The sequence below is a fragment of the Nonomuraea spiralis genome (genome assembly GCF_014648435.1).
GTDB lineage: Bacteria > Actinomycetota > Actinomycetes > Streptosporangiales > Streptosporangiaceae > Nonomuraea > Nonomuraea spiralis.
In genome coordinates this window covers 299,792-321,466 of sequence record NZ_BMRC01000002.1, presented here as the reverse complement: position 1 = coordinate 321,466, position 21,675 = coordinate 299,792, and the positions used below count along the sequence as shown (strand labels likewise).

Here is a 21,675-nt window from a genome sequence, read left to right as displayed (position 1 = left end):
TTCCTTGTTGTGCCGGGAGGGTGTCGTGAGCCTGTTGTCCGGGGTGCCGCGGGTGATCACCGTGGGCGCGGGGCTGCTCGACGAGGCGCTGGCAGCCCAGGCCGTGCCCACGACGCCGGTGGACTGGCGGCCGCCGCTGCCCGGCACCGCCGGCGCGCTGGCCGAGGTGTTGTCCGACCCGCGCAGGCCGGCCGCGAACGAGCTGGCCGTGCGCAGGCTCACCGGCGCGCGGCCGTACCTGGTGGGCCTGCGGCGGGCCGCGGAGGTGCTGCCCGCGAACACGTTCCTGCACGCGGGGCCGCCGATCGAGTGGGAGCGGGCCTCGGGCCCGATGCGCGGCGCGCTGATCGGCGCGATGTTGCTGGAGGGCCGGGCGGTCGACGAGGAGGAGGCCGCGGCCGCGCTGGCGGCGGGCGCGGTCGCCCTGCGGCCCTGCCACGAGCACGGCGCGGTGGGGCCGATGGCGGGCGTGGTGAGCCCGTCCATGTGGCTGTTGGAGGTACGCGACGAGGAGCACGGCGGCACCGCCTACTGCTCGCTCAACGAGGGCCTGGGCAAGGTGCTCAGGTACGGCGCGTACGGGCCCGAGGTGCTCGACCGGCTGCGCTGGATGGACGAGGTGCTCGGCCCGGTGCTCGCGGCGACGCTGGCCCGTACCGGACCGGTCGACCTGCGCTCGCTGATCGCGCAGGCCCTGCAGATGGGCGACGAGCTGCACAACCGCAACCGCGCGGCCACCTCGCTGCTGCTGCGCGAGCTGGCCCCGGCCGTGGTCGAGGCCGCGCCCGCGCAGGCGGCGCAGGTGTTGCGCTTCATCAACGGCAACGACCACTTCTTCCTCAACGCGGGCATGGCGGCGGGCAAGGTGAGCACGGACGCGGCCCGCGACATCCCGGGCTCGTCGCTGGTCGTGGCCATGGCCAGGAACGGCACCGACTTCGGCGTGCAGGTCTCCGGGCTCGGCGGACGCTGGTTCACCGGCCCGGCCGGGGTGCCGGACGGCCTCTACCTCGGCGCGTACGGCCCCCAGGACGCCAACCCCGACATCGGCGACTCCACGATCACCGAGACCTCTGGGCTGGGCGGCTTCGCGATGGCCGCCGCACCCGCGATCGTGCGTTTCGTGGGCGGCGAGGTGGCCGACGCGGTACGGGCCACCCGGTCGATGTACGAGATCACGCTCGCCGAGCATCCCGCCTACCAGATTCCCGGGCTCGGATTCCGCGGCACGCCGGTCGGCATCGACGTGACGCTCGTCGCGAGGACCGGGATTCTGCCGGTCGTCAACACCGGAATCGCCGGGCGTGTGGCGGGCACCGGGCAGGTCGGCGCGGGCCTGGTGGAGCCGCCCGCGCAGGCGTTCACCAGCGCCTTGATCGCTCTCGCCGCCGAGTAAGTGATCCATTTGAAAAGCCGTGTTTCAGCACGTCAGCGTGCCTGTAAAGGATCATCTGCTTCCATTACCGATTAACCGCCGATATCGTGGCCAACCTCATAATCTGCAAGTAGCGCAAAGCGCACGGGGACGCCTAAGGCGCTCTAATGTGACAGATGAGGCTGAATGGGGGCGGGAAGATGGCAGCCGACCGCTTGCTCAGCGGGCCCGGCCCGGACAAGGGCGCATCGGGGGGTGCCCCGCTGAGCCAGGGACGTCTGATCGGCAGGCGTTACCGGTTGATGTCGCCGGTCGGCAGGGGCGGCATGGGCATGGTGTGGCACGCCCACGACGTGCTGCTCGACCGGGACGTGGCGGTCAAGGAGCTGATCCTGCCGTACGGGCTGGACCAGGCCGGCACGCAGATGGCGCATCGCCGCATGCTGCGCGAGGCCAGGTCGGCCGCACGGCTGACGCATCCGGGCATCGTGACCGTCCACGACGTGGTCGAGGAGGACGGCCGCCCGTGGATCGTGATGGAGCTGGTCCGCGCCTGGTCGCTGGAGCAGGCCGTACGGCAGAGCGGCCCGCTGCCGGTGATCCAGGCCGCCGAGATCGGCATCCGCGTGCTCGACGCGCTGCGGCACGCGCACGCGGCCGGGATCCTGCACCGCGACATCAAGCCGGGCAACGTGCTGCTGACCTCGGACCGGGTGGTGCTGACCGACTTCGGCATCGCCGCCATCGAGGGCGACGTGACGATCACGCAGACCGGGCTGCTCATGGGCTCCCCCGCGTACGTGCCGCCGGAGCGGCTGTCCGGGCAGTCGATCGGGCAGGCGGCCGATCTGTGGTCGTTCGGCGCGACGCTGTACGCGGCCGTGGAGGGGCGGCCGCCGTACGAGGGGCCGGACGCCATCGCGGTGCTGGGCGCGGTCCTCACCCAGGAGCCGATCAGGCCGCAGCGGGCCGGGGCACTGCTGCCGGTGATCGAGGGCCTGCTGCGCAAGAACCCGGCCGAGCGGCTCGCCTCCGAGCAGGTCGCCGAGATGCTGGAAGCGGTGCTGCGCGCCCACGGCTCGACCCGGCCGCGCCCGCCCGAGACGCTGCCGGCCCAGACGGACCCGACGCCGGCCGGTCTGCTGCCGCCGCTCGAATCCCCGTCCGGGCCGATGCCCTCGCGCATCGTGGAGACCCCTTCGGGGCCGGTGCGCGTGCCGTACGACCCGCTGGCCGGCCCGGCGGGCGGGTACGCGATGCCGCCGTACGACGGCCTGTCGAGCCCGTCCGGCAGCCACCGGACCGACCAGCTCCCGTCCCCGGCCGGCGGCTTCGACGCGTTCGGCGGGCCCTCCGGCCCGCACCGCATGGAGCGGCCCGCCGAGGACCTCGACGACCTCAACGCGCCCTCCCCGCCCGCGCCGCAGCCGATCCTGCCGCTGACCAGCGACAGCAGGGCCGCGACCGGCTCGGCTCCCTGGCCGCTGGCCTCGGCCGACGACCTGCGCGAGCAGTCGCGCGACCTGTCGGACGACTTCAGCCACAGCCGCCTGGCCACCCTGCCCGGCTCCGCGCCGCGCGCGGGCTCGCGTACCGGCTCCACGCGTACCGGCTCCACGCGTATGGGCTCCGCCCGTACCGGCTCCCCGCGTACGGGACCCGCGCGGACCGGCACGAGCCGCCGCAGGGCCGAGCCGGGTGGCGGCCCGTGGACGCGCAACGGCAGGCCCACGCCGTTGCTGCTGGCCGGCGCGGTCGCGGGCGTGGCCCTGGTGATCGGCGCGATCGTGGTCGTCCTGTCCGGCGGCTCACCCCAGGCCGGACCCGGTACGACGCCGCCCGCCGCCACGAGCGCCGAGGTGAAGAAGGCCGGGCCGTCGCCCGTGCCCGAGGGGTACAAGGAGCACACCCCGCCCGGTTTCGCCGCCGCGGCGCCGGACGGCTGGAAGCTGGCGACCTCGGGAGACGCGGCCACGTTCACCGGCCCCAAGGACTCCGGGACGCGCATCACGGTCGAGCAGGCCAGTCCGCAGGCCGACGGGCTCGCCGAGCTGAGCAGGCGCGAGGCCGACGGCGGTGTGGAGGGCTACATCCAGGTGCAGCTCCAGGCCACGGACTACCGCGGCTGGAAGGCGGCCGACTGGGAGTACACCTACACCACCGCGAATGGCGTCCCGATGCACGCCTTGACCAGGTACGTCACGATCGACGACAGGACCGCCTTCACGATCTCGTTCGACATGCCCGAGCTGAAGTGGGACGACCAGGCCGGGACCCGCAAGACGTTCCTGGACACGTTCCGCCAGACCACCTGAACCGCCGTACTGTAACAATCAGTCCAAAACGTGCTAGCGTGCTCGCCATGGCACGACCACGGACGTTCGAGGAGGACCGCGCCGTCGAGGCCGCGATGCGGGCGTTCTGGGACGCCGGCTACGAAGGCACGTCGACACAGGACCTGTGCGCGGCCACCGGGCTCGGGCGCAGCAGCATCTACAACACCTTCGACAGCAAGCGCGACCTCTACGAGCGGGCCCTGCGCCGCTACCACGAGGAGCGCACGTCCGCGCTGATCGAGCTCATGGACTCCGACCTGCCGGCGCCGGAGAAGATCCGGACCGTGTTGTGGCAGGCGGTCGATCCGCAGGCCGACTCCCCGGCCGGATGCCTGGCGGTCAACTCCCTGGTCGAGCTGGCTCCGCACGACCCGGGGATCGCCGCCCTGCTGCGCCGCGACGGCGACCGGCGGGTGGCGGCGCTGCGGGGCGCGATCGAGCTCGGGCAGGCCCGCGGCGAGATCGGCGCGGACAAGGACGCGCAGGCGCTCGCGCACTTCGTGGTGGCCACGGTCAGCGGCATATCCGTCGCGGCCAGAGGCGGGACCGGCCGGGCGACCCTGGAGTCCATCGCAAAAACGGCAATGACCGCCTTCTGACCCCCGCACTCCCTGCCCTCACGACCCACTCCTCGGCCTCCCACCCTCCTTGACCTCTCGCCCCCCGAGGCCCGACCTCCCGCCCTGCCGCCCTACTGCCTCCCGAGGCTGCCTCCCGAGGCTTGACCTCACCCTCGTCCCGTCCTTTTTTGTGCCGTAATTCTGTACTAAGCGTTCCAAAACTAAGGAGTTCCTCATGCCATTGGCGGTTTTCATCCTGGGGTTGGCGATCTTCGCCCAGGGCACCTCGGAGTTGATGCTGGCCGGACTGCTGCCGGAGATGGCCGCCGACCTCGGCGTGTCGGTCCCCGACGCGGGGCTGCTGATCTCGGCGTTCGCCATCGGGATGCTGGTGGGGGCGCCCGTGCTGGCCGTGGTCACGTTGCGATGGCCGCGCCGTACGGCGTTGCTGACGTTCATGCTGGTCTTCGCGCTGACGCACGTGGCAGGGGCCCTGACGTCGAGCTACGGCCTGCTGTTCGCCACCCGCGTGGCGGGCGCGGTCGTCTACGCCGGGTTCTGGGCGGTCGCGGCCTCCACGGCGATCGGCCTGGTGCCGCCGAACGCCAGGGGCAGGGCCATGAGCATCCTGGTGGGCGGGCTGACCGTGGCCACCCTCCTCGGCTTGTCCCTGGGCACGGTCATCGGCCAGCACCTCGGCTGGCGCGCCGCGTTCTGGGCCGTGGCCGCGCTGTCGACGCTGGCGGCCGTGGGCGTGCTGGCCACGATCCCCGGCGGCCGGCCGGAGCGGGAGAACGCGCCGCGCATCACCGACGAGCTGCGCTCGCTGCTGAACCCGCGCCTGTGGCTCGCCCTCGCCACCACCTCGCTGGCGACCGGCGCGCTGCTGGTCTCCTTCAGCTACCTGAGCGCGATGCTGGTGGAGACCACGGGCATGGAGGCGGCCTGGGTGCCCGCGATCCTGGCCCTGTACGGCGTCGGCGCGACGATCGGCATCACCATCGGCGGCCGCACCGCCGACACCCGCCCGTTCCCGACCCTGTACGCGGGGATCGCCGGCCTGGTCGTGACCTCGGCGCTGCTGGCCCTGGCCGCGCCGGTCGCGCTGCTGGCCGTCCCGCTGATCGTGCTGCTCGGGGCGTTCGGCTTCTTCACCAACCCGACGCTGAACACCCGCGCGTTCGCCCTGGCCAAGGACGCCCCCACGATGGCCGCCGCGATGAGCGTCTCCGCCTTCAACGTCGGCATCACCGTCGGCCCGTGGCTCGGCGGGCTGGCCATCGCGGCGGGCGCCGGTTACCCGTCCGTCGGCTGGATCGGGGCCGTGCTCGGCGTCGCGGCCCTGGGGACGGTGGCCCTGTCCGCCCGTACGCGCCGGGAGCCGGTCGCCGCGGCCCACCGGGCCGAGGCCGTCCCGAGGGCGTGAGATACGGTCCTGGCCATGGAACTGGCGAGCATCCACTTCTATCCCGTCAAGTCCACCGCCGGGCACGACGTCCACGAGGCCGAGGTGCAGCCCTGGGGGCTGGCCGGTGACCGGCGCTACCTGGTGACCGACGGCGAGGGCGGCCTGCTGACCGCCCGTGAGCACCCCATGCTGCTGGCCTGCGTGGCGGTGCTCGACGGCGACGCCCTCACCCTGACCGGCCCGCACGCGCCGCCGCTGCGGGTCACCCCCACCGCCACCATGAGCACCGTCGCCGTCTGGCGTACACCGGTCGAGCTCACCGACTGCGGAGACGACGCGGCGCGCTGGTTGTCGGAGCTGATCGGCCGCCCGGCCAGGCTGGCCTGGCTCGACGACCCGACCCGCCGTCCGGTCAACCCCGAGTACGCCCTTCCCGGCGACCGCGTGAGCCTGGCCGACGGCTATCCCCTGCTGCTGACCACGACCGCGTCCCTGTCCCGGCTCGACGAGTGGATCGCCGAGACGGCGGCCGAGCGCGGCGAGGAGGCGCCCGCGCCCCTGCCCATGCATCGTTTCCGGCCGAGCGTGGTGATCGGGGGCGTGGAACGTCCCTTCGCCGAGGACGAGTGGAAGCGGCTGCGCATCGGCGAGGTCGCCTTCCGGGTGGCCAAGGGCTGCGACCGCTGCGTGCTGACCACGATCGACACCGCGACGTACAGCAAGGGCAAGGAGCCCATCAGGACGCTGTCCCGGCACCGCAAGCGCGACGGCAAGGTCTGGTTCGGCATCAACCTGATCCCGGACGGCACCGGCACGATCACCGTGGGGGATTCCGTCACCATCCTCTGAAAAACGCACCTTTCCTAATAGAAATGGATGCCTGTCCTCTTTGGGGGGATGTCGGGGGCTATGCGAGACTTCACAGGTGACCAGCACCCCCACGAAACCCCCCATCTCCCTGCCTGATCGCGCCAGCGTTCAACGCCGGACCCTGGCCGTCCTGTCCGCCGCGCAGATCGTGGGCGGCGTGGGAGTGGCCGTCGGGCTGGCACTCAGCTCGGTGGTCGTCGATGAGTTGTCCGGTTCGACGGTGATCAGCGGCTTCGCCGGGACCGCCACCGTGCTCGGCGCGGCGCTGCTGGCACTGCCGACGGCGCGGCTGTCCAGCCTCGGGGGCCGCCGGGCGGGCCTGTCGCTGGCGTACGTGGCGGCGCTGGCGGGCTGCGCGATCTCGGTCGCCGCGATCAGCCTGGGGAACTGGCCGCTGCTGCTGGCCGGTCTCGTACTGGTCGGCGGCGGCAGCGCGGGCAGCCTGGCCGCCCGGTACTCCGCGACCGACCTGTCGCCGCAGGGCCACTCGGCCCGGCACCTGTCGCTGGTCGTGTGGGCCTCGACCGTCGGCTCGGTCGCCGGGCCGAACCTGGCCGAGCCCGCCGACCGGATGGGGATCCAGGCGGGGCTGGCGGCCAAGGCCGGGCCGTTCGCGTTCGCGGCGCTGGCCTTCGCCGTGGCGCTGGCCGTGATCATCGGCGGCCTGCGTCCCGACCCGCTCAAGCTGGCCCGCGAGCTGGACGGCGCCCCGGAGCCCGGCCCGGGCCGCCACCGTACGATCAGGACGGGCCTGCGCACGCTGCGCGAGACCCCCATGGCCCGCCGCGCGCTGGTCATGATCGCGGTCGCCCACACCGCGATGGTCTCGATCATGTCGATGACCCCCGTGAAGCTCCACCACGACGGCTCGAACCTGAACGTCATCGGCCTGGTGATCAGCCTGCACATCGCCGGGATGTACATGTTCTCGCCGGTCGTGGGCTGGCTGGCCGACCGGGCGGGCAAGGTGCCGGTCCTGCTGCTCGGCTCGGGGCTGCTGCTCGGCGCGGCCGTCCTGGCGGCCACGGCGGGGCACCGGGTCTGGCAGGTGACGGCGGCCCTGATCGTGCTCGGCCTCGGCTGGTCGTGCGGGCTGGTGGCCGGGTCGGCGCTGGTCACCGAGTCGGTGCCGATCGACGGCCGTCCCGCCGTACAGGGCCTGTCCGACCTGCTCATGAACGTCTGCGGCGCCACCGGGACGATCATCGCGGGCGCCATCGTGGGCATGGTGTCCTACGGCGCGCTCGGCCTGGTCGTCGGCGTCATGGTCACGGCCACCGGCCTCTGGCTGGCCTCGGCCTGGTACCGCGACCGCCCCTGACCCGGCCGGTCGGCCGCTTCGCGTCGGCGTGGCGGCTGACCCGGGCGTCGATCACTTCGCGTCGGCGTAGCAGCCGACCGCGACGGCCTCCATCGGGAAGCGCACCGGGGTCGAGCCGAACAGCAGCCTGCTCGCCTCGGCCGCCGCCGTCGTCACCGCCCCGATGACCTGCTCCGCCTGGTCCAGCGGGCAGTGCACCATGACCTCGTCGTGCTGGAAGAACACCAGCCGGGCGGGCTCGGGCAACAGCCCGCGCAGCACCGCCAGCAGCGCCAGCGCCCATTCGGCCGCCGTGCCCTGCACCACGAAGTTCCTGGTGAAGCGGCCCCGGTCGCGGGCCGCGCGCCCACCCTCGGGCCCGGACACGAGCTCCTTCCACCGCCCGGACGGCGGCGGGCTGGTACGCCCGAGCCAGGACCGCACCAGCCGCCCCTCCTCCCCCGCCTTGGCCGCGTCCTCCACGAACTGGTACGCCTGGGGGAAGCGCTGCCGCATCACGGCCAGCAGCTTGGAGGCGTCGCCGCTGGTGCCGCCGTACATGGCGGACAGCATCGCGATCTTGGCGTTCTCGCGCTCGCCCCCGAACGACTGGGCCAGCGCCGAGTAGAGGTCGATCTCCCCCGCGGCCCTGGCCAGCCCCCGGTCACCGGCCATCGCGGCCAGCACCCTCGGCTCCAGCTGGGCGGCGTCGGCGACCACCAGCGTCCATCCCTCGTCGGCCACCACGACCCGGCGCATCACCTTGGGGATCTGCAGCGCCCCGCCGCCGCTGGTCGCCCACCGCCCGGACACCACGCCGCCGACCACGTACTCGGGGCGGAAGCGCCCGCCGCGCACCCACTGGTCGGCCCACACCCAGCCGTGGAAGGAGTACAGCCGGGCCAGCTCCTTGTAAGCCAGCAGCGGCGCGACGGCGGGATGGTCGACCTTCTTCAGCTCCCACGAGCGGGTCGACTTCAGCGCCACCCCCGCCCCCTTGAACGCCTTGACGAGCTGCTGCACCGAGTCGGGGTTGACCTGGTGGCCGAAAGCCGCCGTCACCTCGTCGGCCAGCGCCTGCAGCTTGGCCGGGCGCATGCCGTGCACCGGCCTTGGACCGAGCAGGTCGGTCAGCAGCGCGTCGTGCACGTCCCGGCTCCAGGGCATGCCGTCGTACGACATCTCGGCCGCGACCAGCGCGCCCGCGGACTCGGCGGCGACCAGCAGCCGGAAGCGGCCGGGCTCGGGCAGCGCCTCGATCCGGCGGAGCTGGTCGGCCAGTACCTCGGCCACCGCCTCCGCCCCCAGCGGCTCGGGCGCGAACAGCGTGCCGGTCACGTTCGGCTGGTCGTCGGGCACGGGCAGCCCGTGCAGCCGGGCGTGCGCGGCCCGCGCCGAGCGCGGCTCACCGTAACGGCCCTCGTGGGCGAGCAGCAGCCCCTCGGTGAGCGCGAGGTCGTGGCAGCGCGCGACCCGTACGCCCTGCTCCAGCAGCGGCGGGTACGTCTCGCGCGTGTCGGCCCAGACCCACCGCGGCCCGCCACCGGCCTCCAGCTCCCGCACCGCGGACGCCGGATCGGCCGCGTGCCGGGCCGATCCTCCGATGGGGAGCACCGTCTCCCCCGTTACCACGACATACACGCACATAAGGGTGCCAAATACCTACGACAAATCGATGTGCACCTCGTCCTCCAGCGGCGGCCTGAGCTCCTGCTCCAGGCATCCGGTGGCGGCGAAACAGCGCAGGGTCAGCCGGTCGGGCGTGACCGACACGTGCAGGAACTGCTTGAAGAACGGCGGGGAGTCCCAGTCCGACAACTCCGACAGGAAGCGGTGGAACACCTTGTCCACCGGCAACCTGAACGGCCACGGCCAGGCCCCGAGCAGCCGCGCGGCCCACCGCATCCGCCGGGTCATCGTGACCGCGCCCTCGATCGGCCGGACGGGCCGGTTGCCGATGTGCTGGGACATGACGCACAACGCCTCGTCGGGGGTGAGCCGGAGCCACTTCATCCGCAGCCGCCGGGCGTAGAGCTGGCTGTAGAAGGACAGCGAGTCGCCGCGCAGCGGGTAGCACCTGAAGTCGTCCTCGGCGACGCCTGCGACGTCCACCCGGTCGATGATGTGGGTGGCGTGCATGAACGCGCCGCCGCCGCCCGTCACGATGTACTGGATCACCCGGTCGCCCACCTTGACCGGATATCGCTGGTAGTTGTGCACGTCTCCGCCGATGGCCGCGACGTACCGGTGGGCCGGGTCGCGCACGATGTCATCGATCGTGCCGCCTTCCTCCAGCAGTGACGGCTTGTGGACGTTGCCGGTGTAGATGGGCTTCCCGGTCACCAGGATCTTCGGCCGCGGGTCGAGCGAGACGCGGCGCAGCCATGCCGTCTGCCTCTTGTCGAGCACGTTCTTGATGCCGGTGTCCACGCCCACGATCAGCAGTCTGTCGCTCTCGATCGCCCAGTACGACGCCGGCTGCGCGGCCTGCTGGGCCGGCCGCCCCCGCAGCTCGCGCGCCTCGGCCAGCCGGGCCTCGTCGATCGTCTCCGGCTTGCGCCACAGCAGGCCGCGCAGCCCGCGGTCCGGCTTCGGCTTGAGCGGCGGGGCGTCGCAGAACACCCGCATGAACCCGCCGAGCCCGTCGTACCAGTCGTGGTTGCCGGGGATCGCGTAGATCGGCGCCTCGTAGTCCTTGTACGGCCGGAAGAACTTGTCCCCGTACTCGTTGCCCGATCCCGTCGGGTAGATCACGTCGCTGGCGATGACGGCGAACGACGTGTCCTGTCCCGTTTTCAGCATTCCGGGGACGACGGCGTATTGGGAGGCGTCGCCCTCGCCGGTGTCGCCGAGAATCAGGAAATTGAAATTTCCCCCGACGCCGGGCTTGATGCGAAATTCCGGATCTATCCCGCGGGCTTCCTGAGCCGCGATCCACCGTTCCCGCACCTCCCCGGAAGGGTCACCGAACAGACCGGCGAGGATCTCGTTCCGCGACAACCAAAGGGTGCGTAAATTCAGCCAGGTAAATCCACCTTTGTCCGGCCTGAGCTGGGCAAACGCCCCCGGTTGCGCACAGGACCACCCGGCCCCCGCCTCCGACACCCGTGACGAATGCTGCTTCCCGCGCTCGGCCGCGACTTCCACCATGAACACATCTTTACCGGCATCCTCCATTCGCGCATACTGAACGCTCCGTACTGCGGGGGACACAGATGGTGCGGCATGGTGTAACCTCACGTCCCCAAGCAAGCCCTTGGGATCGCGGAGGTGGGCTCCTTTGAACCGGAACGGCCCGGACGACGCGACCCAGAAGGGCAGCGTCGACGCGGCGGCCGTGCAGGCCATGCTGGCCTACGCGCTGCGCCGTCCCCGGTGGGGCGGCGTCGAACGGGCCCGCGAGGCCATCGCCCAGAGCCGGGCGCTGGCCGCCCGCGACCCGGAGGAGTACACCGGCCTGCTGGCCCACTCCCTGCGCACCACGGCCGGGATGCTGCTCGACCGCTCACGCGCCACCGAGGCGCTGCCCATGGCCCAGGAGGCCGTGGCGCTCAGCCGCGGGCTCGGCGGCGGCCACCTGGCGGTCTCCCTGTACCGCCTGGCCGAGGCGTACGAGGCGCTCCACCACTACAGCGACGCCGCCGAGGCGCTGGCCGAGGCCGATCAGATCCCGCCCGGCGACTGAGGGACGAGCACCCCCGGGTTGAGGATCCCGGCCGGGTCGAGCCGGTTCTTGACCGCCTGGAGCACGCCCACCCCCAGCGGGCCCAGCTCGGCGGCGTAGGCGTCCCGGTGGTCACGGCCCACGCCGTGGTGGTGCGAGATCGTGCCGCCGGCCTCGACGATGGCCGCGTTCACCGCCTCCTTGGCCCGCTCCCACTGCGCGACGGGGTCGCCCTCCTGCGGGGTCACGACGGTGAAGTACAGCGAGGCGCCGGTCTCGTACACGTGGGAGACGTGGCACATGACCAGCGGGGAGCCGAGCGCGCCGAGCAGGGCCAGCCGGACCGCGTCGTATAGGCGCGGCAGGTTGGACCAGAAACCGGCGGTCTCCAGCGTCTCCACGGTGGCCCCCGCGCCCAGCAGCGAGTCACGCAGGTACGGCGCCGAGAAGCGGCCGTGCTCCCACGCCTGGCCGGGCCCGGGCCCCAGCGGCTCGCCGCCGTGCCGGGACAGGACCGCAGCGGCCGCGGCGTGGCGGTGGCCGATCCAGTCGCCCTCGACGCCGAGGATCACCAGGCAGCCGGAGTCGCCGCCGCCGATCGCGTCCGGCCGGGCCAGGCCGATCATGGTCTCGGTCTCGTCGGAGAGCCGCAGCACGGTGGGAAGCGGACCTTCCTGGGCGAGCGCCCGCACGGCGGCCGTCCCCGCTCGGAACGACTCGAACCGCCAGCCCTCGTAGCGGCGTTCGGCCGGCTGCCTGCGCACCCGCAGCCGCAGCGAGGTGATCACGCCGAACGCGCCCTCCGAGCCGAGGACGAGCTGACGCAGGTCGGGCCCGGCCGCGGACTTGGGCGCGCGGCCCAGTTCCAGCGTGCCGGAGGGGGTGGCGAGGGTGAGGCCGACGACCATGTCGTCGAAGCGGCCGTACCCGGCCGAGGCCTGGCCGCTGGAGCGGGCCGCGGCGAAGCCGCCGAGCGTGGCGTACTCGAAGGACTGGGGGAAGTGGCCGAGCGTGAGGCCGTGCGCGGCGAGCAGCCGCTCGGCCTCGGGGGCGCGCACGCCCGGCTCGAAGTCGGCCACCATCGACTCGGCGTCGACCGAGCGCAGCCGGTCGAGCCTGCCCAGGTCGAGCGCGATCACGCCGGTGAAGCCGGCCCGCGCGGCCACGAGCCCGCCGACGACGGAGGTGCCGCCGCCGAACGGCACGACCGCGACCCGCTCGGCCGCGCACACCCGCAGCAGCTCGGCGACCTCGTCGTGGGAGCCGGGCAGCACCACCGCGTCGGGGGCGTCGGAGCCGTCCCCGGCGCGCATCCGCAGCAGGTCGGGCGTGGACTTGCCGCGCGTGTGCCGCAGCCTGGCCTCGTGCGAGGTCAGCACGTGCTCGGGGCCGGTGGCGGCCACGAGGGCGGCGAGCACCCGCTCGGGCAGCGCGACCGGCGGCAGCCGCACCTCGTCCATGGCGGCGGCCGGGGTGTCGGGCGCGCGCACGCCGAGAAGGTCGTGCAGCAGCGTACGGATCTGTTCGGGCAGCTCGCGGGCCTTGGCGGGGTCGCCCCAGCCACACCACAGCATGGGTTCACCGGTCACGCATACACTGTGACACATGACGTCGAATCGTCACAATGAGGGTGTGCTGGACGCCGCACGCGCCTGCGTGCTGGCCTACGGCGTGCGCAGGACGACGCTCACGGACGTCGCCCGGCGGGCCGGCGTGTCGCGGATGACGATCTACCGCCGCTGGCCGGACGTGCGCTCGCTGGTCGCCGACCTGATGACGCGGGAGTGGGTCGAGGTCGTGTCGGGACTCGACCTGTCCGACCCGGTACGCGCGATCGTGGCCGGGGTGCGCGGGCTGCGGGCGCATCCGCTGTGGCGGAAGATCGTGGAGGCGGATCCGGAGTTGCTGCTGCCGTATCTGCTGGACCGGCGGGGCGCGAGCCACGAGGCGGTGCTCGCCCTGCTGGAGCCGGCCGTCGGCGGGCCCGCCAGGGCGCGGGCCGTGTTGCTGGTCGCCCAGTCGTTCCTGCTGTCGGCCCCCACGATGCTCGACCCCGTGACGCTCGACGATCTGGACGCCGAACTCGCCGCGCTGCTGGAGGCCTACCTTGGATAGCTCGCTGAACGCCCGCAGAAGGTCGTACGAACTCGGGGTGGTGGCCGCGGAGCGGCTGGACGTGCTGGTGGTCGGGCTCGGGGCGACGGGAGCCGGCTCGGCCCTGGACGCCGCGTCCCGGGGGCTGAGCGTAGCGGCGATCGACGCGCACGACCTGGCTTTCGGCACGTCGAGGTGGAGCTCCAAGATGGTCCACGGCGGGCTGCGCTACCTGGCCAAGGGCCAGGTGGACGTGGCCTACGAGAGCGCGGTCGAGCGCGGCATCCTGCTGCGGAAGACGGCTCCGCACCTGGTCAAGGCCCATCCGTACCTGCTGCCGCTGACGCCCGCCGTCTCCCGGCGGCAGGCCGCGCTGGTGATGTCCGGCTACCGGCTCGGCGACGGGCTGCGGACCGCCGCGCGCACCCCGCGCCGCCTGCTGCCCGGCCCCACGCGGCTCGGCGCGGCGCGCGCCCACACGCTCGCGCCGGTGCTGGAGCGGGAGGGCCTGCGCGGCGGGCTGCTGTCGTGGGACGGCCGGCTGCTCGACGACGCCCGCCTGGTCGTGGCCCTGGCCAGGACCGCCGCCGGGCACGGCGCCCGCGTCCTGACCCGCTGCCGGGCCCTGCGGCTCACCGGCGAGGGCGCCGAGGTGCGCGACGAGCTGACCGGCGAGGAGTTCACGATCCGCGCGAGGGTGGTGATCAACGCGACGGGGGTGTGGGCCGGCGGGCTCGACCCGGCGGTACGGCTGCGCCCGTCCCGGGGCAGCCATCTCGTGCTCGCCGCCGGGACGCTGCCGGGGCTGATCGCCGGCATGCACGTGCCCATTCCCGGAGAGACCAACCGGTTCGCGCTCGTACTCCCCCAGCACGACGGCCGCGTCTACGTCGGGCTGACCGACGAACCGGTGGACGGGCCGGTGCCCGACGTTCCCGAGGTCCCCGCGGAGGACGTCAGAACGCTCCTGGAGGTGCTGAACGGCATTCTGGAGACTCAGGTGACCCCTGAGGCGGTTGCGGGCGCGTACGCGGGCCTGAGGCCGCTTCTGGCCGCCGACGGCCGTACGGCGGACCTCTCGCGCCGGCACACGGTCGTGTCGGACGGCGACGCGATCACGGTCGTCGGGGGCAAGCTGACGACGTACCGGCGGATGGCCGAGGACGCCGTGGACCGGACGATCACGGTCGGAGGGCTCGACGCGGGATCGAGCCGGACGAACAGGATCCCGCTCGTGGGGGCCGGTCCGCAGCCGGGCGGGTTGCCCGCACGCGTGGCCGAGCGGTACGGCAGCGAGGCTGCGGAGGCGTACGAGCTGGTCAAGGCGCATCCGGAGGAGGTCGGACTGGGCCTGACCAAGGGCGACCTGCTCTGGTCGGTCCGGCACGAAGGCGCGCTCGACGAGGCCGACCTGCTGGACCGCCGGACCAGGATCGGCCTGGTCGCCGCCGACCGCGACCACGCCCTGCCGGCGACACGCGACGTGCTGGCCGAGGGGTGACCCCGGCCCCAAACCCACCAATGCGTTAGGTTAGTCTTACCTAATTCGTTGGAGAGGGGGAGGCGTTGGCGAGGGGTTGCGAACATCCGGCGGGCTGCCACACCGGCCGGCTGCCGACCCTGGCCAGCGCCACCGTGGGAGCCCGCCTCTGGCTGCTCATCGAGTACGCCGGCCCCTGGCCCTCCCACCTGGAAAGCTTTCAACTTCCTGAAGAAATCTCCGAACTCGTGCGCAGAGCGCTCGAACGCGGTATCAGACCCCAGCTCATCAGGCGGCCGGGCAAGCGGACCCGCCCGCAGGAGCAGGGCATCCCTGTGCTACTGGCCTACGCCGCGGGCGAGCGCCCCTGGCTGGCCAGGGGTGTCGTCGCAGGTCCGGACGATCTTGACCTGGACGCGTTCGTGGCCGGAGCGCTCCCGGAGTCCTGCATACTTGATGACGAGCCGGTATTTCTGGTCTGCACGCACGCCAAGCGCAATGCGTGTTGCGCCCGCATTGGACTACCCCTCGCTCGTTCGCTGGCGGAATCTTTGCCGGGCAGAGTGTGGGAAACGTCACACGTAGGCGGCGATCGCTACGCCGCCAACCTCGTGTGCTTGCCACACGGAATTTTCTACGGCAGCATGTCTCAGGCTGCTGCACTGGCAGCGGCTAACGCGTACCGGTCGGGCGAGGTCATCCTCGACCGTCTCCGGGGGCGCGCAGGCATCCCTGAGCCATTGCAAGCCGTCGAGCATTTTGCCCGAGCCCATACGGGAGAGTGCTCCGTCGGCGCAGTGGCCGTGGAATCCTCCAGGTCGGACGGCGACGTCACCGAAGCAGTCGTGCGCTGCGGAGACGTCCGGTTCCAGGTTGTGGTTGAGCCATCGGCGTTCACAGCGCCGTGTGGTACGGCTTGCGCCGAGACGATCACCACCTACCGGCTGGTTTCGCTGGACAGGCTCACGCCTGTGCGGTACGCCACGCCCGCCCTCGCCTGAACAGGGAACATCACGGCCCGTCCTTGCGTTGGAACAGTGACGCCAAAAGCGTCCAATGCGGCTCAATTACCGAAATACCTCTCACGAAGGTGGTTTTCTCATGTCTCAGGTACGTCGGCAGCTCGCCCGCCCGCGCCCCAGCTGGGGTTGGCAGGATGATGCCGCGTGCCGGGGTGAGGATCTCGTGCTCTTCTTCGGCCCCGACGGAGAGCGGCAGCCCGAGCGTGACGTACGTGAGCGGAAGGCCAAGGCGATCTGCGCCGGGTGCCCTGTCCGCAACGAGTGCCTAGACTACGCGCTGTCCCGGCCGGAGAAGTACGGCACGTGGGGCGGTCTCAACGAGGACGAGCGCGCCAGCGAGCGTCGCCGTCGCATGCGCCGCGCCGCCAGCGCCGGCATCTCCGCCGCCTGAAACACCTCGGCAGCATCAACGATCATCGCGTGATCACTCAGTTGTCCCGATGAACCGGAGCCTGGCCTTCCATGCCCAGGCTCTGGCGAACCCGGTCGGGGCAACTGCCTGATCAGGCCCGAGATCGTCATCCCGGACAAAAGCATCGCGCCGGCCACCCCCGCCCACTCCGGGCAGGGGTGGCCGCCCGCGTTTCCCGGCCGCACTCCACGCAGGGGTGGGCACCGGGTTTCTCAGCCGTACTCCGTTTCTCCGGATGTGCGGGGAATCGTCCGTGAATGGTGGGGTCCGTCCTGAAAGGTCGCCCGCTGTTCGGAATGCCGTCATGTGGCCCCTCTAGCGTGCCCGCCATGAGACGCATCACCACCCTGACGTGCACGGCGGCCCTGGCGCTCACCCTCGCCGCCCCCGCCACGGCCGACTCACTCCGGCCCGAGGACAAGGGCCAGGCCGGCTTCGGCCGCGCCACGCTGACCGGCTTCGCCGCGCTGCCCGCGCAGACCTACGTCCCCGGCAGCGAGCCGTCGGGCTCGCTCCTCGGCACCGCGCCGGTCAACGGCGTCACCCCGCCCTTCCCCGGCCAGCCCGTCCAGGGCTTCAGCGGCATCGCCCGCCGCCACGACGGCACCTTCGACGTGCTCTCCGACAACGGCTTCGGCAACAAGGCCAACAGCGCCGACTTCCTCCTGCGCGTGCACCACGTCAAGCCGGACTTCGCCGCCAAGTCGGTCGAGGTGCTCGGCGGCGTCAACCTGACCGACCCGCGCGGGCTCGTCCCGTTCGCCCTGACCCGCCCGGACCGTACGCTGACCGGCGCCGACTTCGACGTCGAGTCGATCGTGCGCGCGACGGACGGCACGTACTGGATCGGCGACGAGTTCGGCCCCTTCCTGCTGCACTTCGACCGCAAGGGCCGGCTGCTCGAAGCCCCGATCGAGCTGCCCGGCGTCAAGGCCCCCGAGAACCCCTACCTGAACGGCGGCCGGCCCAACCTGGGCAGCAGCAAGGGCTTCGAGGGCATGGCCAGGTCCGTGGACGGCCGCAGGCTCTACCCGCTGCTCGAAGGCACGGTGGACGGCGACCCGGCGGGCACTCTGCGGATGAACGAGTTCGACCTGCGCAAGCGCGCATACACCGGGCGCACGTGGACGTACCGGCTGGAGGACCCCTCCCACTCCATCGGCGACGCCATCGCCGTGGACGCGAACCGCTTCCTGATCATCGAGCGGGACAACCTCCAGGGCGACGCGGCCAAGGTCAAGCGCATCTACCTGGCCGACACCCGCGACAGGGACCACGACGGCGCGCTGGACAAGACCCAGGTGGCGGACCTGCTCGACCTGGCCGACCCGCGCGGTCTCGGCGGCGCTCCGGGCACGTTCAGGTTCCCGTTCCAGACCATCGAGGACGTGGTCGTCCTCGACGACCGCACCCTGGCCGTGCTGGACGACAACAACTTCCCCTTCTCCAACGGCCGCACGCCGGGCCGTCCGGACGACAACGAGTTCATCACCGTCCGCCTGTCGCGCGGCCTTCAGGCCGATTCGCGAATTTATCGGTAGAAGCATGTAGAGAAGCGTGGGCCAGCTCCGACCTCCCGGTGACAAGAGCCCGTAGAAGGAGTTCGACATGCAGCCCACGCTTCAGACCGTCACCTCGGCCGACGGCACCCGCATCGCGTTCGAGAGCAGCGGCGACGGCCACCCGGTGATCCTCCTGGGCGGCGCGTTCAACGACCGCACCACGGTCGCCCCCCTCGCCGCCGCCCTCGCGCCCGCCTTCCGCGCGATCACCTACGACCGCCGGGGCCGGGGCGGCAGCGGCGACGCGCCCGCCTACGCCGTGGAGCGCGAGGTCGAGGACCTGGCGGCGCTGATCGAGCAGGCCGGCGGCTCGGCGAGCGTCTTCGGCCACTCCTCCGGCGCGATCCTCGCGCTCGAAGCCGCCGCGCGGGGGCTGCCGATCGCCCGCCTGGCCGTCTACGAGCCGCCGTACGTCGTGAGCGACGCCCGTTCCCGCCCCGGGGACGACTTCGCCGGTCGCCTGCGCGCCCTGGTCGAGCAGGACCGGCGCGACGACGCCGTGGCGATGTTCCTGACCGAGGGCGTCGACGTGCCGGAGCAGGTGGTGGCGGGGATGCGATCCGAGCCTGTGTGGAACTGGTTCACCGGCCTGGCGCACACGCTCCCCTACGACGCCGCCGTGTCGGGTCCGGGGCAGTCGCTGCCGGCCGGACGGCTGGCCGGCATCACCGTGCCCACTCTGGCGATCGGCGGCGACCGGTCCCCGGCGTGGATGCTCGACGCCGTACGGGCGGTCGCGGAGGCCGTGCCGGGCGCCCGGCACCTGGTCCTCCCCGGACAGGACCACGGCGTGCTGGGCGAGCCCGAGGCGCTGCGCCCGGCGCTGGAGGATTTCCTGGCCTGAGCGGGATCATCCGCTTTCGTGGCTCTTGGCGAGGGCGTCCCGCATCTCCGCCGCCGCCTCCGGGCTCAGCACGGGGTGGGAGTAGAGGTCGAGCAGGGTGAGCGCGAGCAGGTGAGCGCCCTCGGGGCTGAACACGTCCACACCGAGGCCGCGGGAGACGTGCTTGTGCAGCACGCCGACCGACAGCGACATGGCCGTGGACACGGTCGCGCGCGCCTTGCGCCCGGCGAACGGCTCGTCCGCGCGGGTCTCGTCGAGCTCTTCGAGCCACTGCTCGCTCAGCTCGGCGATGCCGTCGAACAGCGGGGCCGCCCAGCCCTCGGCCAGCGCCCGCGCCACGTACAGCCGGTACGGGCCCAGCGCGCCGAGGGCGGCGGCCACGGGGTTGTGCCCGGCGGGAAGGCCGCCGTCGCGGAGGTCGCCGGCGATCCGCCGGACGATCCTGATCAGGTGCTCGTCGCACGCCTCGCGCAGCGCCTGCTTGGAGCCGTAGTGGTGGCGCAGCAGCCCGGAGGACACGCCCGCGGCCTCGGCGATGGCCCGGATCGTGGCCCCCTCGAACCCGTGCTCGCCGAAGTGCAGCAGCGCCGCCTCCCTGATGCGGGCGCGCGCGGTGAGGTCTTCGGGCTCGGTCATGCGGTACGGCTCCCGTGGCGGACGTGCGGATCGTGACGACCCTACACGGGTGTGCAGGAAGCGGACGGGCGATAGGGTGCCCCTCATGCCGGAACCAGCCCATGTGACCGCCGACGACCTCGACGAGGCCGTCGCCCTGGCCGTCGACACGCTGCGGGGCGCGCCGCCGCAGGCGTGGGAGCAGAGGGCGGGCTCGCTGGAGTGGACCTGCTGGGAGACCGTCGAGCACCTCGCCGACGACCTGTTCTCCTACGCCGCCCAGCTCGGGCTCAGGGTGCCGCCGCTGGACACGTACGTGCCCTTCGCGCTGGAGCGGCGCCGGCCCGGCGGCCCGAACAACTCGATCCACGCCGACCGCGCGGCCGGCCCCGGCGGGCTGCTGCAGGTGCTCCAGGCCAGCGGCGCGCTGCTGTCGTCCGTGGTGCGCACCGCGCCGCCGCGGGCGCGCGGACATCACATCTTCGGCATGGGGGACGCGACGGCGTTCGCGGCCATGGGCCTGGTGGAGACGCTCGTGCACATGCACGACCTGGCCGAGGGGCTGGGCCTGCCCTGGGAACCGCCCGCGGAGGTGTGCGCGCGGGTGCTGGCCCGGCTGTTCCCCGACGCGCCCGTGGACACCGCCCCCTGGTCCACGCTGCTGTGGGCCACCGGCCGCGGTGAGCTTCCCGGACGGCCGCGCCTGACCCGGTGGCGCTGGTACAACGAACCCCGCTGATCAGACGATCAGGTCGTCGAACTCCCCGTCCTTGGCCCCCAGGACGAACGCGGTGATCTCGGCCTGCGTGTAGACCAGCGCGGGGCCGTCGGGGAACCGGGAGTTGCGCATGGCGATCTCACCCGTGGGCAGGTCCGCGACCTCGACGCAGTTGCCGTTGGGGTTGCTCCGCCTGCTCTTGCGCCAGACGACGGGGAGGCGACCGGCGGGGGTTCCGTTCCGGAACTCATGCATGGGGGCAGCTCCTAGCGATCTTACGGATGCACGTGCATCCGCGTTTGCGCTGACCATACGGCAGCACGACGAACTCCATATACCGGATGACCAAAAATCCGACTATGGAGTGGATCACAGGAGTTTTAGCAGCTCATCCGGAAAGGAGCTGTTCCAGAAAGTGCCGCGTCTGCTTGGGCTCGAGGGCCTGAATGCTGAGCCGGTCCATGACCTCCATGTAGTGGTCGGAATCGACCGGCTTGTCCAGATAGAGGGCGCTGGTGAGCTGTTCCATGTAGACCACGTCGGGCAGGTCGCGCTCGGGGAAGCGCAGGATGCTGAACGCGCCGCCGGCCGCCGCGTGGCCGCCGCTCTCGAACGGCACCACCTGGACGGTGACGTTGGGCCTCTCCGTGGCGTCGAGCAGGTGGCGGACCTGCTCGCGCATGACCTCGGCCCCGCCGAGCACGCGGCGCAGGACCGCCTCGTCGATCACGGCCCACAGCTTGAGCCCGCTCTCCAGGCGCCGCTGCCTGGTGACCCGCAGCGCGACGCGGCGGTCGAGCTCGGGGTCGAGCGCCTTCTCGTTGCCGAGCCTGATCACGGCCTTGGCGTAGGCGGGCGTCTGCAGCAGCCCGGGGACGAACTGGTTCTCGAACGTGCGGATGGCGGAGGCGGCGCCCTCAAGGCCGATGTAGACCTCGAACCAGCCGGGGAGCAGGTCGCCGTACTTGTGCCACCAGCCGGGGGCGTTGGCCTGCCTGGCCAGGGCGAGCAGCGGCTCACGCTCCTCGGCGGCGGTGACGCCGTAGAGGGTGAGCAGGTCTGCGACGTCCCGCTGCTTGAAGCTGACCTGCCCCAGCTCAAGCCGGCTGATCTTCGCGTGGGACGCGCGGATGGAGTATCCGGCGTCCTCGCGGGAGATGCCCTTGTCGGTACGCAGTCTGCGTAGTTGCGTACCCAGCAGGATGCGCAGCACTGTCGGGCTTCCCGGCGAGTAGCTGAGAAGCTTTCCCTCCGCGCTCTGTGCGCTCACTCGACCGCTCCTAGATCATCTGCACGTGCAGATGGTATTCGCATCGGTAAAACACGAAAAGTCTTGCATCAATAACCACACCCCGTAAAGATGGGCACTGGATCACCAAACCGCGCTTCGGGGGCCAGAATGACGACTTTCGACG

The 21,675-nt window shown here is 72.1% G+C and carries 20 protein-coding genes; 14 read left to right on the top strand and 6 right to left on the bottom strand.

Annotation, left to right across the window (positions count from 1 at the left end; all coding sequences use genetic code 11):
* The first annotated feature begins 25 nt into the window (after positions 1 to 25).
* The 6 genes from IEZ27_RS05400 to IEZ27_RS05375 all read left to right on the top strand — a co-directional run bounded on the left by IEZ27_RS05400 (position 26) and on the right by IEZ27_RS05375 (position 7,870).
* Positions 26 to 1,396, top strand: coding sequence for a YlbE family protein (locus IEZ27_RS05400; RefSeq protein ID WP_189646190.1), 1,371 nt, complete (start codon positions 26 to 28; stop codon positions 1,394 to 1,396).
* A 179-nt stretch (positions 1,397 to 1,575) separates the two neighbouring features.
* On the top strand, positions 1,576 to 3,690 hold the full coding sequence (locus IEZ27_RS05395) for a serine/threonine-protein kinase (protein ID WP_189646189.1): 2,115 nt from the start codon (positions 1,576 to 1,578) through the stop codon (positions 3,688 to 3,690).
* A 47-nt stretch (positions 3,691 to 3,737) separates the two neighbouring features.
* Entirely contained in the window at positions 3,738 to 4,310 is a 573-nt protein-coding gene (locus tag IEZ27_RS05390; RefSeq protein WP_189646188.1) for a TetR/AcrR family transcriptional regulator, read from the top strand.
* Between the two features lie 196 nt (positions 4,311 to 4,506).
* Positions 4,507 to 5,697, top strand: coding sequence for a Cmx/CmrA family chloramphenicol efflux MFS transporter (locus IEZ27_RS05385; RefSeq protein ID WP_189646187.1), 1,191 nt, complete (start codon positions 4,507 to 4,509; stop codon positions 5,695 to 5,697).
* A 15-nt stretch (positions 5,698 to 5,712) separates the two neighbouring features.
* Positions 5,713 to 6,528: an MOSC domain-containing protein gene (locus IEZ27_RS05380; protein ID WP_189646186.1), complete on the top strand. Its 816-nt coding sequence runs from the start codon at positions 5,713 to 5,715 to the stop codon at positions 6,526 to 6,528.
* A gap of 76 nt (positions 6,529 to 6,604) precedes the next feature.
* Positions 6,605 to 7,870 (top strand): MFS transporter, encoded by a 1,266-nt coding sequence (locus IEZ27_RS05375; RefSeq protein WP_229823323.1) that lies wholly within the window; start codon positions 6,605 to 6,607, stop codon positions 7,868 to 7,870.
* A gap of 51 nt (positions 7,871 to 7,921) precedes the next feature.
* Here the strand turns inward: IEZ27_RS05375 and IEZ27_RS05370 are convergent, their stop codons facing one another.
* Both IEZ27_RS05370 and IEZ27_RS05365 read right to left on the bottom strand, forming a co-directional pair.
* Complete coding sequence (locus IEZ27_RS05370) at positions 7,922 to 9,496, bottom strand: bifunctional 3'-5' exonuclease/DNA polymerase (RefSeq protein ID WP_189646185.1); 1,575 nt, start codon at positions 9,494 to 9,496, stop codon at positions 7,922 to 7,924.
* 15 nt (positions 9,497 to 9,511) lie between these two features.
* Entirely contained in the window at positions 9,512 to 10,798 is a 1,287-nt protein-coding gene (locus tag IEZ27_RS05365; protein ID WP_229823573.1) for a metallophosphoesterase family protein, read from the bottom strand.
* 331 nt (positions 10,799 to 11,129) lie between these two features.
* Here IEZ27_RS05365 and IEZ27_RS05360 point away from each other — a divergent pair, with 331 nt between their 5' ends.
* Positions 11,130 to 11,534 (top strand): hypothetical protein, encoded by a 405-nt coding sequence (locus tag IEZ27_RS05360; protein ID WP_189646183.1) that lies wholly within the window; start codon positions 11,130 to 11,132, stop codon positions 11,532 to 11,534.
* On the opposite strand, the gene IEZ27_RS05355 is transcribed toward IEZ27_RS05360, so the two are convergent.
* Positions 11,513 to 13,087: an FAD-binding oxidoreductase gene (locus IEZ27_RS05355; RefSeq protein ID WP_189646494.1), complete on the bottom strand. Its 1,575-nt coding sequence runs from the start codon at positions 13,085 to 13,087 to the stop codon at positions 11,513 to 11,515. The genes IEZ27_RS05360 and IEZ27_RS05355 overlap by 22 nt on opposite strands.
* 31 nt (positions 13,088 to 13,118) lie before the next feature.
* Between IEZ27_RS05355 and IEZ27_RS05350 the strand changes: the two genes are divergently transcribed.
* From IEZ27_RS05350 to IEZ27_RS05325, 6 genes are all read left to right on the top strand, one after another.
* The gene (locus tag IEZ27_RS05350; RefSeq protein WP_125634891.1) at positions 13,119 to 13,628 is read left to right on the top strand and encodes a TetR/AcrR family transcriptional regulator; all 510 of its coding nucleotides are present in this window, start codon (positions 13,119 to 13,121) and stop codon (positions 13,626 to 13,628) included.
* Positions 13,621 to 15,108 (top strand): glycerol-3-phosphate dehydrogenase/oxidase, encoded by a 1,488-nt coding sequence (locus tag IEZ27_RS05345; protein WP_189646182.1) that lies wholly within the window; start codon positions 13,621 to 13,623, stop codon positions 15,106 to 15,108. Before IEZ27_RS05350 ends, IEZ27_RS05345 begins: the two co-directional genes overlap by 8 nt.
* Before the next feature lie 65 nt (positions 15,109 to 15,173).
* Positions 15,174 to 16,088 carry a sucrase ferredoxin gene (locus tag IEZ27_RS05340; protein WP_189646181.1) on the top strand — a complete coding sequence of 305 codons (915 nt, stop codon included), beginning with the start codon at positions 15,174 to 15,176 and terminating at the stop codon, positions 16,086 to 16,088.
* Positions 16,089 to 16,188: 100 nt separating this feature from the next.
* The gene (locus tag IEZ27_RS05335) at positions 16,189 to 16,500 is read left to right on the top strand and encodes a WhiB family transcriptional regulator (protein WP_125634885.1); all 312 of its coding nucleotides are present in this window, start codon (positions 16,189 to 16,191) and stop codon (positions 16,498 to 16,500) included.
* Between the two features lie 350 nt (positions 16,501 to 16,850).
* Positions 16,851 to 18,062, top strand: coding sequence for an esterase-like activity of phytase family protein (locus IEZ27_RS05330; RefSeq protein ID WP_189646180.1), 1,212 nt, complete (start codon positions 16,851 to 16,853; stop codon positions 18,060 to 18,062).
* Between the two features lie 67 nt (positions 18,063 to 18,129).
* A complete protein-coding gene (locus IEZ27_RS05325; RefSeq protein WP_189646179.1) occupies positions 18,130 to 18,927 on the top strand; it encodes an alpha/beta fold hydrolase in 798 nt (265 codons plus the stop codon).
* 6 nt (positions 18,928 to 18,933) lie between these two features.
* Here the strand turns inward: IEZ27_RS05325 and IEZ27_RS05320 are convergent, their stop codons facing one another.
* Complete coding sequence (locus tag IEZ27_RS05320) at positions 18,934 to 19,563, bottom strand: TetR/AcrR family transcriptional regulator (protein WP_189646178.1); 630 nt, start codon at positions 19,561 to 19,563, stop codon at positions 18,934 to 18,936.
* 85 nt (positions 19,564 to 19,648) lie between these two features.
* Between IEZ27_RS05320 and IEZ27_RS05315 the strand changes: the two genes are divergently transcribed.
* Complete coding sequence (locus tag IEZ27_RS05315) at positions 19,649 to 20,281, top strand: maleylpyruvate isomerase N-terminal domain-containing protein (RefSeq protein ID WP_189646177.1); 633 nt, start codon at positions 19,649 to 19,651, stop codon at positions 20,279 to 20,281.
* Here IEZ27_RS05315 and IEZ27_RS05310 read toward each other — a convergent pair whose 3' ends face one another.
* Positions 20,282 to 20,515 (bottom strand): DUF397 domain-containing protein, encoded by a 234-nt coding sequence (locus tag IEZ27_RS05310; protein ID WP_125646185.1) that lies wholly within the window; start codon positions 20,513 to 20,515, stop codon positions 20,282 to 20,284.
* A 133-nt stretch (positions 20,516 to 20,648) separates the two neighbouring features.
* Complete coding sequence (locus tag IEZ27_RS05305; protein ID WP_229823321.1) at positions 20,649 to 21,530, bottom strand: helix-turn-helix domain-containing protein; 882 nt, start codon at positions 21,528 to 21,530, stop codon at positions 20,649 to 20,651.
* Positions 21,531 to 21,675: the final 145 nt, after the last annotated feature.

Excerpts from the sequence above, each read along its gene's own strand:
- IEZ27_RS05395 (WP_189646189.1), top strand. The coding sequence starts at position 1,576 with ATGGCAGCCGACCGCTTGCTCAGCGGGCCCGGCCCGGACAAGGGCGCA.
- IEZ27_RS05390 (WP_189646188.1), top strand. The coding sequence starts at position 3,738 with ATGGCACGACCACGGACGTTCGAGGAGGACCGCGCCGTCGAGGCCGCG.
- IEZ27_RS05385 (WP_189646187.1), top strand. The coding sequence starts at position 4,507 with ATGCCATTGGCGGTTTTCATCCTGGGGTTGGCGATCTTCGCCCAGGGC.
- IEZ27_RS05380 (WP_189646186.1), top strand. The coding sequence starts at position 5,713 with ATGGAACTGGCGAGCATCCACTTCTATCCCGTCAAGTCCACCGCCGGG.
- IEZ27_RS05370 (WP_189646185.1), bottom strand. The coding sequence starts at position 9,496 with ATGTGCGTGTATGTCGTGGTAACGGGGGAGACGGTGCTCCCCATCGGA.
- IEZ27_RS05355 (WP_189646494.1), bottom strand. The coding sequence starts at position 13,087 with ATGCTGTGGTGTGGCTGGGGCGACCCCGCCAAGGCCCGCGAGCTGCCC.
- IEZ27_RS05350 (WP_125634891.1), top strand. The coding sequence starts at position 13,119 with ATGACGTCGAATCGTCACAATGAGGGTGTGCTGGACGCCGCACGCGCC.
- IEZ27_RS05335 (WP_125634885.1), top strand. The coding sequence starts at position 16,189 with ATGTCTCAGGTACGTCGGCAGCTCGCCCGCCCGCGCCCCAGCTGGGGT.
- IEZ27_RS05330 (WP_189646180.1), top strand. The coding sequence starts at position 16,851 with ATGAGACGCATCACCACCCTGACGTGCACGGCGGCCCTGGCGCTCACC.
- IEZ27_RS05325 (WP_189646179.1), top strand. The coding sequence starts at position 18,130 with ATGCAGCCCACGCTTCAGACCGTCACCTCGGCCGACGGCACCCGCATC.
- IEZ27_RS05320 (WP_189646178.1), bottom strand. The coding sequence starts at position 19,563 with ATGACCGAGCCCGAAGACCTCACCGCGCGCGCCCGCATCAGGGAGGCG.
- IEZ27_RS05315 (WP_189646177.1), top strand. The coding sequence starts at position 19,649 with ATGCCGGAACCAGCCCATGTGACCGCCGACGACCTCGACGAGGCCGTC.
- IEZ27_RS05310 (WP_125646185.1), bottom strand. The coding sequence starts at position 20,515 with ATGCATGAGTTCCGGAACGGAACCCCCGCCGGTCGCCTCCCCGTCGTC.